We start from the raw sequence: 13,236 nt of genomic DNA on the forward strand, positions 1-13,236 counted from the left end.
GGTTCGGGGTCAGCGGCCCTGATAGGCGGGAGTGCGCACCACCAGCCCGTCGAGCTCGTCGGTCACGGTGATCTGGCAGGCGAGGCGCGAGGTCGAGGTGATCTCGAAGGCGCCGTCGATCATATAAGCCTCGTCGTCGGAGGGCTGGCCGACGACCGGGTACCATTTGTCGTCCACATGCACGAGACAGGTCGCGCAGGTGCAGCCGCCGCCGCATTCCGCGACAATGCCCGCGACATCGTTGCGCATCGCGGTTTCCATCACGCTGGTGCCGACCTCGGCGTCGACCGTGTGTTCCGCGCCATTGTGCTCGATAAAAGTGATCTTGGGCATCGGGACGCTTCCGTATCCTGTGTTTGTTTCGTTAGGGCGATTGGCCGCCACTCAGGCGGGATCACCGATATAGGCGAGGATGTCGTTGAGGCTCTGGTTCGGCGTCTTGCCGGTGGTGTCGAGCATCGTGTCGGCCTTGGCGTAAAGCGTCTCACGGCTCTGCAGGATGGCGACCAGATCGTCCATCGCCCGCGGGTTGCTCGCCATCGGCCGCATGTCGCCCTGTGCGATCACGCGGTTCATGTGCTCGGACGGTTCCGCGCGCACCCAGATCGTGAGGCACGACGACAACAGCTGCTCGTAGGTCGCGGGTTCGGTGACGATCGAGCCGCTGGTCGCCAGCACGAATTCAGGATAGCGGCGCAGGATATCGTCGAGCGCATCGCGCTCGGCGCGGCGGAAGGTGTCCTGGCCGAACATCTCGAAGATCTTGCCGAGCGACGTTCCGGCGAATCGCTCGACTTCGCGGTCGAGCTCGATGAACGGATAGCCGAGCCGTTCGGCGAGCGTCGCGCCGATGGTCGACTTGCCGCCACCGCGCAGGCCAACCAGCGCGATGCGCGAGCGGCGTCCGGCGCCGTAGGTATCGCCAAAATGTTTCAGAACAAGCTCGCGCGCTTCCTTGGCGGCCTGAGGGGGGAGGCGTTCGAGGAACTGCGAGAGCAGCACGGCATCGACCGGGGGATCGACGCCCTCGGTGACGAGTTGCGTCACCGGCACGTTCATCGCGCCGGCGATGCGCCGCAGCAGCACGATGGAGCAATTGCCTTCGCCGCTTTCAAGCTGCGCGAGATAACGCTCGGACACGTCGGCGTGCTGGGCGAGCGTCTTGCGCGTCATGCCGCGCTGGTGGCGCAACCGGCGCACGCGCTCGCCGAGGCGGGTGAGATACTGCCGGACGTCGCCGCCCGAGCGGAGCAGCTTGACGGGCGGGCGGGCCTGTTTTGCGGTCGTCGTCATCGCATTCAGCCGATCTGCAATATAATGCTATGCGACTATGACCAATTTCGACTTATAAGGCAACCGAAAATCACATTGGACTATGCGAATACGCAATCATAGCAGACGAAAATGGATGTCAGGGCATGTGAGCTGTTCACGATCCGGAATCCCAGCTTGCCAGTCTGGAATGCCGCTGATATTGTTCTGCAAAATAATGCAAGTTCAGGGAGGCGCGGCGACGCCGCAAGGCTGGCTTCGCGCCGCAGGACGATGACCATCGAATTCCAGACCGAACCTTCCCGCTACCGCCACTGGCGCTTCGAGTTCGACGGCGACGTCGCCAGCCTCATCATGGATGTCGATCCGAAGAGCGGGCTGTTCGATTACTACGAGTTGAAGCTGAATTCCTACGACCTCGGCGTCGATATCGAATTGAACGACGCGATCCAGCGGCTCCGCTTCGAGCATCCGGAAGTGCGGACCGTCATCCTGAAATCCGGCAAGGACAATGTGTTCTGCGCCGGCGCCAATATCCGCATGCTCGGCAAGGCGACGCATGGCCACAAGGTGAACTTCTGCAAGTTCACCAACGAGACGCGGCTTGCGATGGAAGACGCCAGCGAGAATTCCGGCCAGACCTACATGACGGCCGTGAACGGCAGCTGTGCCGGCGGCGGCTACGAACTCGCGCTGTCGACCGAACACATCATGCTGGTCGATGACCGCCGCTCGGCCGTGTCGCTGCCGGAAGCGCCGCTGCTCGCCGTGCTGCCCGGCACCGGTGGGCTCACGCGAGTCACCGACAAGCGCAAGGTTCGCCGCGATCGCGCCGACGTGTTCTGCGCCACCGAAGAAGGCGTGCGCGGCAAGCGCGCGGTCGACTGGCGGTTGGTCGATGAAGTGGTGCCGCCGTCGAAGTGGGATGATGCCGTCAAGGCACGCGCCAGGGAGATCGCCGCGCGGTCCGACCGCCCGAAAGATGCCAAGGGCATCACCTTGCCCCGCCTCGAACCGAAGATGACGGAGAGCCGTGTCGACTACACCCATGTCGCGGTCGAGCTTGATCGCGCCAAGCTGATTGCGACTCTCACTGTGCGCGGACCGTCCGCGCCGGTTCCGGCGTCGGTCGAAGCAGCACATGCCCTCGGCGCGGCGTTCTGGCCGCTTGCGGTTGCGCGCGAGCTTGAAAACGCGATCCTGCACCTGCGGATGAACGAACCAGAGATCAACCTCGTGCTGTTCCGCACCGAAGGTGAGGCGGCTTCCGTGCTCGCTTACGACGATTTCCTGCTGTCGGCGGGGAAAGACTGGCTGATGCGCGAGATCCGTCATTACCTCAAGCGCGTGTTGAAACGCGTCGACGTCACTGCCAAGAGCCTGATCGCGACAATTGAGCCGGGCTCTTGCTTCGCCGGCACGCTGGCTGAACTCGCTTTCGCTGCCGACCGCTCAGCGATGCTGATCGGCACGCGCGAGGGCGATAACCGCGCACCGGCGTCGATTGTCCTTGGCCGTGCCAATTTCGGCGGCTATCCGATGGGCAACGGCCTGACGCGGCTGCAGACCCGCTTCCTCGGCGAGCCGGACACATTGAAGAACCTCGAGGGCAAGATCGGCGCGCCGGTCGAGGGCGAGGAGGCCGCCGAGCTTGGCCTCATCACGGTCGCCTATGAGGATTTCGACTGGGACGACGAACTGCGCGTGATGACGGAAGAACGCGCGAGCTTCTCGCCCGACGCCATGACCGGCATGGAAGCGAACCTCCGCTTCGCCGGTCCTGAAACGATGGAAACCAAGATTTTCGGCCGTTTGACCGCCTGGCAGAACTGGATCTTCCAGCGGCCGAACGCCATCGGCGAGCAGGGCGCGCTGACGCTGTACGGCACCGGCGTGTCCCCAACCTTCAAGCGCGAAAGGGTGTAGCCATGCATATCCAGCAGGTCGATTACGACGGCCTTATCCCGAACAATGTGGGGCTCAACAGCGACGCGCGTGTCAAACGCGCGCTGGAGAAGTGGCACCCCGGCTACATCAACTGGTGGAACGACATGGGGCCGGACGGCTTCCAGCAGTCACTGGTCTATCTGCGCACTGCGGTCAGCGTCGATCCGAAAGGCTGGGCGAAGTTCGATTACGTCCGCATGCCGGACTATCGCTGGGGCATTCTGCTTGCGCCACAGGTCGAAGGCCGCACCGTGCCGTTCGGCAGCCACAAGGGCCAGCCGGCCTGGCAGGAAGTGCCGGGCGAATACCGAGCCATGCTGCGCCGCCTGATTGTCATCCAGGGCGACACCGAGCCGGCCTCGGTCGAGCAGCAGCGCCATCTCGGCAAGACCGCGCCATCGCTCTACGACATGCGCAACCTGTTCCAGGTCAATGTCGAGGAGGGCCGTCACCTCTGGGCGATGGTCTATCTGTTGCACAAATATTTCGGCACCGAGGGGCGCGACGAGGCCGACGCGCTCCTGGAACGCCGCTCCGGCGACGCCGACACGCCGCGCATGCTCGGCGCCTTCAACGAGAAGACGCCGGACTGGCTGTCGTTCTTCATGTTCACCTATTTCACCGATCGCGACGGCAAGATGCAGCTCGAGGCTCAGGCGCAGTCCGGCTTCGATCCGCTGTCGCGCACCTGCCGCTTCATGCTCACGGAAGAAGCGCACCACATGTTCGTCGGCGAGACGGGCGTGACGCGCGTCATCCAGCGCACCTGCGACGCGATGAAAGAGGCGGGGATCGAAGACCCGAATGACATCGCTGCCGTGCGCAAGCTCGGCGTCATTGATCTGCCGACCATCCAGAAGAAGCTCAACTTGCATTGCTCGCTGTCGCTCGATCTGTTCGGCAACGAGATTTCGACCAATGCGGCGAACTCTTTCCACGCCGGCATCAAGGGCCGGTTCCGCGAGGACCGGCTCAAGGACGATCACCAGCTCGAGAAGGACACCTATCCGGTCCTGCGCCTGAAGGAGGGCAAGTTCGTCACCGAGGATGCGCCGGCGCTGTCCGCGCTCAACATGCGGCTGCGCGACGACTACCTGACCGATTGCGGGCTCGGCGTCGGCCGCTGGAACAAGGTGATCGAGGCTGCCGGCATTCCGTTCCAGATGAAACTGCCGCACCAGTCGTTCCATCGCCAGATCGGCGAATTCTCGACCGTCCACGCCGACCCGTCGGGCAGTGTTCTGTCCGCCGACGCATGGGAGAAGCAGAAGGGCGAATTCCTGCCGTCCAGCGGCGACAAGGACTTCATCGAAGGCCTGATGCAGCCGGAAATCCGGCCGGGCCAATTCGCCTCGTGGATCGCGCCGCCGAAGGTTGGCATCGACAACAAGCCGGGCGACTTTGAATATGTGAAGCTCGCCTGACGGCGGAGCGTTCGAGGCCGCTCAATAAAACAGGGCGTGGCGCCCGAGCGTCACGCCCTTTTGAATTTCGCGATCACCTCGTCGGGAATCGGCGTTGCCCGGATGCGTTCGGGATTGGCCGGATCCTTGCCGGTCCAGACCCGCGTTTCCTTGCCTTCGATCGCGACCTTGTCGCCCTTGAGAATGCGATGGACGACATCGAAACTTGAGCGGCGGAATTCGCTGACGGTCGACTCCATCTCGGCGTCTTCACCGAAGGCGAGGGGAATCCGGAAGTCCGCGCCGGCATCGACCAGCGGAATGCCCCAGATCTTGTAGGTCTTGGTCAGCTGCTGCTTCGGCACGCCGAGCGCGGTCTCGAACAGGTGCCAGGTGCCGGTGTCGAAGAATTCGAAAAAACGCGGGTTGAACACGATGCCGGCCGGGTCGCAATGCGCCCACTCGATGGCCAGTTTCATGCGGTTGGTGACGAAGGACAAGAAATGCGCTCCGATTGGATCGGAGCGCATCATGCTTCGTCAGCCGTCGTTTGGCTAGCGTCTTGGCGTGAGCCGGAGAATCAGCGCCGATGCGCGCCGGGCGACCAGCCTTGGGGGCTCAGAACGCGCTCGCCGACCTCGAGCGGCTCGGGCTCGATCGGCGTCGCCATCGAGACATTCCAACGGGCGAGGAAGCCCGCCACCGCGATGACGCCCATCAGTTCGACGATCTGTTCCTCGCTCCAGTGCTTGCGCAATTCAACGAAGAGAGCGTCGGTAACCGCAATCGGCGAGGAGCTGGCGGCGACCGCGAGATCGAGCGCCGCTTTTTCGGCAGTCGTGAACAGCGGGCTGTTGCGGTAGTCGCGTGCCGCCAGCAGTTTCTCTTCGGCGATACCGAAATGCAGCGCGCCGCTCGCGGTGTGCGCCATGCTGTAGACGTCGGCGGCGTTGCGGCTCGCGACATAGGCCGCGAGCCGCTTGAAGCCGCGGTCGACCTTGCTCTCCGGATCCCAGATCGCGCGCTGGATTTGCACGAAAGCCTTGGCGATCTTCGGCTTGCGCTGCATGGTCAGCACGCTGTTCGGCACGAAGCCGAGCGTCTTGAAGAACGAGTCGAATTCGTCCTTCATCTCCGGCGTCGTTTCCGGCGGCAGCGGATCGAGCCGCGCCGAAGCTTTCGTCGTCTGGGTCATTGAGCCTGGCCTTCGCCGGTTAGAGAACGTTTTGCAGCAGCAGCAGCAGACCGCCGGTCACCGCGATATTGGCGCAAAAGCCGTTCTGCATGCCGATGCGCTTCATCGGGTCGTCCATCTCCCAGAACCGCAGCAGGAGCAGCGAGGCGACGACGGTGAAGATAATCAGCAGGATAACGCCGATTGCGGCGTGCCAGTTGGCGAGCACCAGCGCGCAGCCGACAAACTCGATGGCGATGCCGACCCAGAATGCGGCGCGCGGCATCGGGCATTTGAAAAATCCGAGCCGCTTGACGTGATCCTCGACATGAAACGCTTGCAGGTTGCGCAGGCCGACGATCACGAATGACAGGACGATCAGGATGCGGCCGATGCTGTCGATCATCGAAGCATCGTTGGGGTAGAGAGCTTGCATGGATTTCCTCCGTTCAGGGTGCCGGCGCGTGGCCGTGTTTTATCCGGGCTAGTGGAACATTCTGCGAGGCAAATAGAGCGCAAGTTCAGGAAAGACCATCAGGATCGCGATGCAGGCCGCCATGGCGATCCAGAACGGCCAGATGCCACGAAAGATCGTGGACATCGGCACGTCGGTGGCGATGCCTTTGACGATGAAAACGTTAAGTCCGACCGGCGGGCTGATCAGCCCCATTTCGATGACGATGATGGCGACCACACCGAACCAGATCAGATCGACCTGCATGTGCGCCAGCAGCGGGAGCACGATCGGCAGCGTCAGCACCATCATGGAAAAACCCTCCATGAAGCAGCCAAGCACGATGTAGGTGCCGATGATGATGAGCAGCAGGCCGGTGGGGCCGAGATCGAAGCTGAGCAGGTAGCCGACGATCATGCTCGGCACCTGTGACAGCGCCATGAAGGGAATGAAGACATAGGCGCCGATCAGAATGAGGAAAATCGTGCCGCAGGTGCGGATCGTCTGGATGACGACAAGATTGATGATCGGCAGGGTCAGCCGGCGCCGGAGTGCGGCAACGACGAAGGTGAGAAAAGCGCCGATGCCGGAGGCTTCGACGGGCGTAAAGATACCGAAGTACATGCCGCCGATCACCAGCAAGACGACGCAGACGATGCCGAGCGACTTGCGGGTCGCCGCTATCTTGGCGGCGAACGTCGTCTTCGGTCCAGCCGGGCCGATGTCCTTGTAGATGTAGGTCATGATCGTGATGGCGATCACGAACAGCGCGGTCAGGATGAGGCCCGGAATGACGCCTGCCAGAAACAGCCGCCCGATCGACTGGTCGGTGAGAATGGCATAGATGATGAAGCCGGCGCTGGGCGGGATCAGAAAGCCGAGCGTGCCGCCGGCGGCCACCGTGCCGGTCGCCAGGCTGTCGTCATAGCGGAAGCGACGCATTTCCGGCAGCGCGACGCGGCCCATCGTGACCGCGGAAGCGGCCGAAGAGCCGCTCATCGCGGCAAAGCAGGCCGAGGCGACGATCGTTGCGGAAGCGAGCCCGCCGCGGACCTGCCCGATCCAGGTATAGGCCGCGCTGTAGAGATCGCGTCCCATTCCGGTGGCGCCGGCGAGATTGCCCATCAGCACGAACATCGGCAGCACAATGAGCTGCGAGAAGTTCGAGATCGCGAAGGTCTCGCTGGTCAGCGAGGACATCGCCGGCTTCCAGCCGTGAATCGCCAATGTTCCCGCGACGCCGGTTATCAGCATTGACATGCCGACCGGAACGCGAACCGCGAACAGCGCGAACAGACCAGCGAGGCCAACAAGGCCAATGGAAACGTTACTCATCGGACGACGCCATGGTTGCGCTGCTTTTGTCGTTGATCAAAGGGATGGCGTCGGTCGTCGCCAATGTGACGGCCTCGGCCAACAGGGCGATCGCATAGATGCCGATGCCGACGGCGAGGATGTAGTAGACCGGCTGAAATGGAATCGCGAGAAGCTGTGTGGACTCTTCCAGAAGCGCCGCGGTGTTGCCCGCGAAATAAAGGTAACAGGCCCACAGCCCGGCGATCATCGCACACAGCGTGCGCACGACAACGGTGATCGCCCGGTCGACCCCGGGGCTTGCGAGCGCCGCGAACAGGTCAGCGGATACATGCGCGCCGGTTCGCTGACCGTAGGGAAGGCAGACCGCGACGACCGATGCCAGCAGCACGCCATAAAGGTCGAGCGAGCCATAGACCGGCCAGTTGAGGAAGTAGCGGCCGCCGACGTCGAAGACCGTCAAGCCCAGCATGGCGAACAGGACAAGCCCACCGAACCATAGGGCGAATGCGTGGACGATCCGGTCGATCCAGTCGAGCATCGAAAACCCCTGAACGAAGAAAGGATCCCCGGGGGCGGAGCGGCCGTCCCCGAGGCCGGGCCGTCAGCGCGGCCAGTCTAGCCGGTCGCGCTATTTATTCATCGCATCGTAGACCGCGCGCGCGTCCTTGACGCCTGCCTGTTCGAGGCTGGCAATCGTCTTGTCGACGACGGGCTTGGCGGCCTCGCGCAAGCTGTTGCGGACCTCCGGCGTCAGGTCGATGCGCTGCAGGCCGTTCTTTTCCTGTGCCCCCTTCATCGATGCAGCCGCCCAGCCGTCGAAGATCTTGGCGGCACGCAGGCTCATCGCCCGGCCGGTGTGCTTGTCGAGGATTGCCTTCTGCGAGGGCGTCAGCGAAGCGTAGCTCTTCTTGTTCATGATCGCGCCGCAGGGATTGAACAGACCTGAGACGCCGACACTCGAATATTTCGCGACTTCGCCGAGGCGGAATGGCGGCCCAAGCGACACCGCGGGCAGCGCCACGACGTCGACGACGCCGGTGGAGAGCGCATTGTACATTTCCTCGAGCGCCATCGGCACCGGCGTGCCGCCCCAGGCCGAGATCGTCGGCGCGAAGGCCGCGCCGGGAATGAAGACCTTCTTGCCCTTGAGGTCGGCCATGGTCTTCACCGGGGACTCACGCGATGTCAGGACCGCCTGCGTCACCGAATACATGAAGAGGTTCTTGACCTGCTTGTAGTCCGGTTCCAGCAGTTTCTCGTTGTCCCAGAGTCGCGTCGTCGCGTCGACCGCGCTGGTGGACGAGCCGGGCAGCACGATCAGCATCGTGCGGCTGAACACCTTGGCGTGGAAGGCGTGGCAGATATCGACGATGTCGGCGACGCCTTCCACCGCGCGCTGATACTGCTGAAATGGCCCGGCGCCGAGCGTACCGCCGGCATAGACCTTGAACGTCAGGTCGCCCTTGCTGTCTTCGGCGATTTCCTTGCCGATCTGCTCGTACAGCTTGGTGGTCGGATGGGTCGGCGGCAGGAATGTCGCGACCGTCAGCTCCTTGGCGGCAGCGGAGCCAAAAGCGATCGGCGATGCGACGAGCAGCGCCGTCAATATCGAGGCCGCTGTCATAACGGTCGGCGGCCGTTTCCAGGTTGTTGTCATGTATCCCTCCCTTTGATGATCTTTCCGATCTTGTCGTCACGCATTGGCTGCGTGTTCGATTGCGTTGGATGCGGTCGGTCAGCCGCCTCGGGCATCCTCCATCTCGATCGCAAATGGCCGAAAGCCTCCCGTTCCATGCGGAACGGAAGGCAGGGCCGCGGTGTGTGCCGCGAGGATTGGAGCCGGACGTCGCATTACATCGTCCTTGTTCGGTTCCTCTATTCCGCCGCCTGCACGGGCGGCCGCGCCGCGCGGCCGGTGTCCTGCGCCTTCGCGTAGTCGGCGGTCGCGTTGTATTCGGACGCCTCGTCGCGGCGGATATCGATGCCGCACACCTTGCGGGCAAACTCGGCGTAGGGGCCGTTGCCGGTGAACTCGGCGCGCTTCATCGTCAGCGACAGCAGGGTGGCGAGCGGCGTGCCGTTGAAGTTCTCGAACATCGAGATGCGGCCGCCCCAGTCGGTCAGGTAGAGGTCGCGGATGACGCGGGCGATCTTGATGCGGTCGTAAGGCTCGCCGAACGCGCCCTTGTTGAGCTTCTCGAGCCAAGGGCGCATCTGCGGATTCTGCCACTGCTTCTCGGTCGGGAACATGATCGCGCTGCGGCCGCAGAGGTCGAGCAGTTCGTCGATCATCGCGCCCATGTGCGAAAGGAAGTAGACGCGGCCCCAGTTGAACAGCTGGATGTCAGGCTTGTAGAGGCCGCCCGGCGTGTGGAAGCCCTGGTCCTCGGAGGCCAGCACATGCGCGTAGGTCGACTGCTGGAAGGCGATCAGCTTGGCGATGCGTGACTGCACCGCGTCGATCTTGAAGGTGCCGAGATGCTCGCACATCAGGATGGCGAGGCCGGCGAGCAGTTCGGCGCGGACCGCCTGGCGCACCAGCGCGTAGTAGTGGCCCCAGTCGAACACGCGCTGCGGATAAAGCTTCGCGTGGTCGGGGTTGCCGATGTGGAACACATATTTCCACGGGATCAGCACGTTCTCGAAGATCAGGGTGGAGTCGAGCTCGTCACCCTGTGAGGCAAGCGGATGCTCGACCGGGTCGTCCGACACCACGCTGCCACGGCAGACGATGGTGATGCCCTTCAGATTGGCAGGGCAGACGCCATAGATGATCTGGTCGCCCTTGGCACCGGGGCGGAAGAACACGCCGAGGTGCAGATAATCCGCGAAGGCCGAGGCGGTGCCGATCGCCTTGACGCCGTTGACGACGATGCCCTCATCGGTGGTCTTGACGATGCGCAGAGCGGGGGAGGTGGCGTGCGCGTTCGGGTCGGAGCGGTCGGCCTGCGGGTCGACGAAATGCGGCGCGACCACGAGGTCGTTGTCCATCGCGAACTGCCAGAAGTTGCGGATGTTGTCCGCGAGCCCGCGGCCGTCGGCGCCGATCGAGGCTTTCTCCCACGGCTCCGGATCGTCGATGTAGGTCACCAGCATGTAGTTCTGGGCATCCGGCGAACGCGGCATCGATGCGGCGACGAAATGCTTCATGATGTGTTCGAGATATTTCCGCTTGCGGACGAGGTCGTCCTTGCTACGGTGCAGGAACCACATCATCGAGCGGCGCACGCCCTTCTCGTCGACGAAGGTGAGCTGGTCCTGCAGCTCGGGCTGCCGGTGCAGGTCGAAGAACTCGGCGGTGCGCTGGGCGTAATCGCGCGTCAGCGGATGCGTCGCGACGTTGTCGACCTTGGTATCGCCGACCCAGACATCCCGGCCGTCATTCAGCGCCTCGAGATACTGCTTGCCGGTCCGAAGCATCATGTTCCTCCTGGAGCTTTTGTGGCGATCCGCTGCCGGATCGCGGTTGTTCGTTAAAGCGATCGCGTCGTCGCGTAGGCGCGCCGGTGATAGACGAGGGGTTCGAGCGGCTGGCCGATGCCGGTCGCCAGCACCTTGGCGAAGAAGACGCTGTGGGTGCCGGCCTCGCGGATATCGAGCACTTCGCAGTCGAGCGCCGTCAGCGCGTTGCGGTGGCAGGGCGAGCCGGTCGCGAGCGTGCCCCAGTCCTCGGCGGGAAAACGCTCGTCCATCGGGACGCCGCGCGAACTTGCAAACATCTGCGACAGGCTGCTTTGCGCCGCGCTGAGGCTGTTGACGCACAGCACGCCGTTCGCCTTGAAGATGCGGTTCGCGGCGCTCGCGCCGTGGACGCAGGCGATGATCATCGGCGGCGTATCGCTCGCCGCGCAGACCGCCGAGCAGGTCATGCCGGAGCGGCCGGCCAGACCGTCGGTGGTGATGATCGACACCGGTGTGGTGATCTGCGACATGGCGTCGCGAAACTGTTGGGCCGAAACCGCGCAGCCCATCTCGGTGGGATAAGTACCGGCTGCCATCATCGGCGCAGACATCGCTTGAAGTGATGCCGTCATCGGAGCCTCGCCCTTTTTCCTGCGGTGCGGAAACGGTTCGTTCGTTCGACCGATTTCCGTCACTCGCAGGGCTAGCCTAGCGCCGATTGCTTCGCCTAAACTATAAGGCGGAGGAAATTAGGACCATGCCGGACGGGAATAGTACTGTTCTGGAACTGCACCATCTCCGGGTGCTCGACGTGCTGCTGCGCGAGCACAGCCTGACGCGCGCGGCGCAGGTGCTGCATGTCACGCAGCCGGCGCTGAGCAAGACGCTGGCGCGGCTGCGGCGCTATTTCGACGATCCGTTGTTCGTGCGCGTGTCGCATCGCATGGAGCCGACGCCGAAGGCGCTCGAGCTTGCGGCGCCGGTCGCCGGCATTCTCGAAAAGATGCGCACGCTGCGCACCGAGCATGTGCCGTTCGATCCGAAACTGTCGGCGCGCACGTTCAATTTCTGCGTGGTCGATGCCGGCCTCATCAAGCTGTTGCCGCCGCTGGTCGAGCGCGTGCTGAACGAAGCGCCGCGCGTACGCCTCAACGTGATGCAGCTCGACGGCCAGCATCTCGAACCGTGGCTCGAATCCGGCACCGTCGATTTCGCGATGGGTTCGTTCCCGTCGCTGGTGAAGGGCGTGCGCCGACAGCCGCTGTGGATGGAGGAGTATGTCAGCGTCGTCAATCGCGGCCACCCGCGGCTGACCGCGACGCCGACGCTGAAGGAGTTCGCCGCCGAGCGCCATGTGCTGGTGTCGACGCTCGGCGTCGGCCACGCGCATCTGCAGGTGGAACGTTCGCTCGAACAGGCCATCCCGCCTGACAACATCATCTGCCGGGTGCCGATCTTCATCGCCGCGGCGGTCGTCGCCAAGCACACCGACGCGGTGGCGACCATTCCGCTGTCGATCGCCAACACGCTCGCCGCCGATCTCAATCTCGAAGTGATCCGCACGCCGCTCAAGCTGCCGAAGATCGAGATCTTCCAGTACTGGCACGACCGCTTCCACCGCGAGCCGGGCAACAAGTGGATCCGCTCGGTGTTCCAGAGCCTGTTCCGCAAGAGAAGCTAAATCGCGGCGACCGTCTGCACCTCGACCAGAAACGGCTCCTGCACCAGCCGGTCGATCATCAAGAGCGTGTTCGGCGGATAGATGCCGTTTGAAAACATCTTCGGGAATTCGCGCAGCCGGAACGCCATGAATTTCGGGATGTCCTGCGAGTGCACCATGTAGGTGGTGAACTGCACGACATTGCCCCAGCCGGCGCCGGCCGACTTCAGAGCCACCTCGATATTGGCGAAGACCTGCCGGCATTGGGCGTCGAAGTCGTCTGCACCGACCACCTGGCCGTTCTTGTCGGCCGCGAGCTGGCCGGCAATGAACAGGTATTCCGACGCCTTCACCCGCGTCACATGGGAATATTGGCCGAGCGGCCTGGCGAGCCCTTCGGGGTTGTAGATCGTGATGTCCGGCATGACGTCCCCCATTCCATTGATGGCGGGCCAAGGTTAGCCGCGCCCGCGCCGGACGCCAAAATCCGCCTGTTCCGCCGGGCGAAAATCCCCCGGTTTTACGGGGGCTTGCGGGCCGTGCTGCCGGGTTGAACCTTTGCCGGCGCCCCGCTATGCCAATGGGCAGTTTGGGTGAAAAACAAGGG

At 63.5% G+C, this 13,236-nt stretch carries 14 protein-coding genes; 3 read left to right on the plus strand and 11 right to left on the minus strand.

From position 1 onward, the window contains the following. Positions 1 to 9: 9 nt before the first annotated feature. Positions 10 to 333, minus strand: a complete 324-nt coding sequence (locus AB7F10_RS07260; RefSeq protein ID WP_428559145.1) for a 2Fe-2S iron-sulfur cluster-binding protein — start codon at positions 331 to 333, stop codon at positions 10 to 12. Positions 334 to 384: 51 nt separating this feature from the next. After that, complete coding sequence (locus AB7F10_RS07265) at positions 385 to 1,293, minus strand: helix-turn-helix transcriptional regulator (protein ID WP_428559143.1); 909 nt, start codon at positions 1,291 to 1,293, stop codon at positions 385 to 387. A gap of 252 nt (positions 1,294 to 1,545) precedes the next feature. Here AB7F10_RS07265 and boxC point away from each other — a divergent pair, with 252 nt between their 5' ends. Both boxC and boxB read left to right on the plus strand, forming a co-directional pair. Further along, positions 1,546 to 3,198, plus strand: coding sequence for a 2,3-epoxybenzoyl-CoA dihydrolase (gene boxC, locus AB7F10_RS07270; protein WP_428559141.1), 1,653 nt, complete (start codon positions 1,546 to 1,548; stop codon positions 3,196 to 3,198). A gap of 2 nt (positions 3,199 to 3,200) precedes the next feature. Beyond that, positions 3,201 to 4,643, plus strand: coding sequence for a benzoyl-CoA 2,3-epoxidase subunit BoxB (boxB, locus tag AB7F10_RS07275; RefSeq protein WP_428559139.1), 1,443 nt, complete (start codon positions 3,201 to 3,203; stop codon positions 4,641 to 4,643). Between the two features lie 50 nt (positions 4,644 to 4,693). Here the strand turns inward: boxB and AB7F10_RS07280 are convergent, their stop codons facing one another. The 8 genes from AB7F10_RS07280 to AB7F10_RS07315 form a co-directional block, all read right to left on the minus strand. After that, positions 4,694 to 5,122 (minus strand): acyl-CoA thioesterase, encoded by a 429-nt coding sequence (locus AB7F10_RS07280; protein ID WP_428559136.1) that lies wholly within the window; start codon positions 5,120 to 5,122, stop codon positions 4,694 to 4,696. An 80-nt stretch (positions 5,123 to 5,202) separates the two neighbouring features. Beyond that, positions 5,203 to 5,817, minus strand: a complete 615-nt coding sequence (locus tag AB7F10_RS07285) for a carboxymuconolactone decarboxylase family protein (protein WP_428559134.1) — start codon at positions 5,815 to 5,817, stop codon at positions 5,203 to 5,205. A gap of 19 nt (positions 5,818 to 5,836) precedes the next feature. Next, positions 5,837 to 6,232 carry a DoxX family membrane protein gene (locus AB7F10_RS07290; RefSeq protein WP_428559132.1) on the minus strand — a complete coding sequence of 132 codons (396 nt, stop codon included), beginning with the start codon at positions 6,230 to 6,232 and terminating at the stop codon, positions 5,837 to 5,839. A 48-nt stretch (positions 6,233 to 6,280) separates the two neighbouring features. Then, positions 6,281 to 7,585, minus strand: coding sequence for a TRAP transporter large permease (locus tag AB7F10_RS07295; RefSeq protein ID WP_428559130.1), 1,305 nt, complete (start codon positions 7,583 to 7,585; stop codon positions 6,281 to 6,283). Beyond that, the gene (locus AB7F10_RS07300) at positions 7,578 to 8,105 is read right to left on the minus strand and encodes a TRAP transporter small permease (RefSeq protein WP_428559128.1); all 528 of its coding nucleotides are present in this window, start codon (positions 8,103 to 8,105) and stop codon (positions 7,578 to 7,580) included. Before AB7F10_RS07300 ends, AB7F10_RS07295 begins: the two co-directional genes overlap by 8 nt. A gap of 90 nt (positions 8,106 to 8,195) precedes the next feature. Continuing rightward, positions 8,196 to 9,224, minus strand: coding sequence for a TRAP transporter substrate-binding protein (locus AB7F10_RS07305; protein WP_428559126.1), 1,029 nt, complete (start codon positions 9,222 to 9,224; stop codon positions 8,196 to 8,198). A 218-nt stretch (positions 9,225 to 9,442) separates the two neighbouring features. Further along, entirely contained in the window at positions 9,443 to 10,990 is a 1,548-nt protein-coding gene (locus AB7F10_RS07310; protein ID WP_428559124.1) for a 4-hydroxyphenylacetate 3-hydroxylase N-terminal domain-containing protein, read from the minus strand. Between the two features lie 50 nt (positions 10,991 to 11,040). Beyond that, positions 11,041 to 11,601 (minus strand): flavin reductase family protein, encoded by a 561-nt coding sequence (locus AB7F10_RS07315; protein WP_428559122.1) that lies wholly within the window; start codon positions 11,599 to 11,601, stop codon positions 11,041 to 11,043. 125 nt (positions 11,602 to 11,726) lie between these two features. Between AB7F10_RS07315 and AB7F10_RS07320 the strand changes: the two genes are divergently transcribed. Then, positions 11,727 to 12,650 carry a LysR family transcriptional regulator gene (locus tag AB7F10_RS07320; protein WP_428559119.1) on the plus strand — a complete coding sequence of 308 codons (924 nt, stop codon included), beginning with the start codon at positions 11,727 to 11,729 and terminating at the stop codon, positions 12,648 to 12,650. Here the strand turns inward: AB7F10_RS07320 and AB7F10_RS07325 are convergent. Continuing rightward, on the minus strand, positions 12,647 to 13,054 hold the full coding sequence (locus AB7F10_RS07325) for a RidA family protein (protein WP_428559117.1): 408 nt from the start codon (positions 13,052 to 13,054) through the stop codon (positions 12,647 to 12,649). The genes AB7F10_RS07320 and AB7F10_RS07325 overlap by 4 nt on opposite strands. Between the last annotated feature and the right edge of the window lie 182 nt (positions 13,055 to 13,236).

This window comes from Pseudolabrys sp. (assembly GCF_050250095.1).
Taxonomy (GTDB): domain Bacteria; phylum Pseudomonadota; class Alphaproteobacteria; order Rhizobiales; family Xanthobacteraceae; genus Pseudolabrys.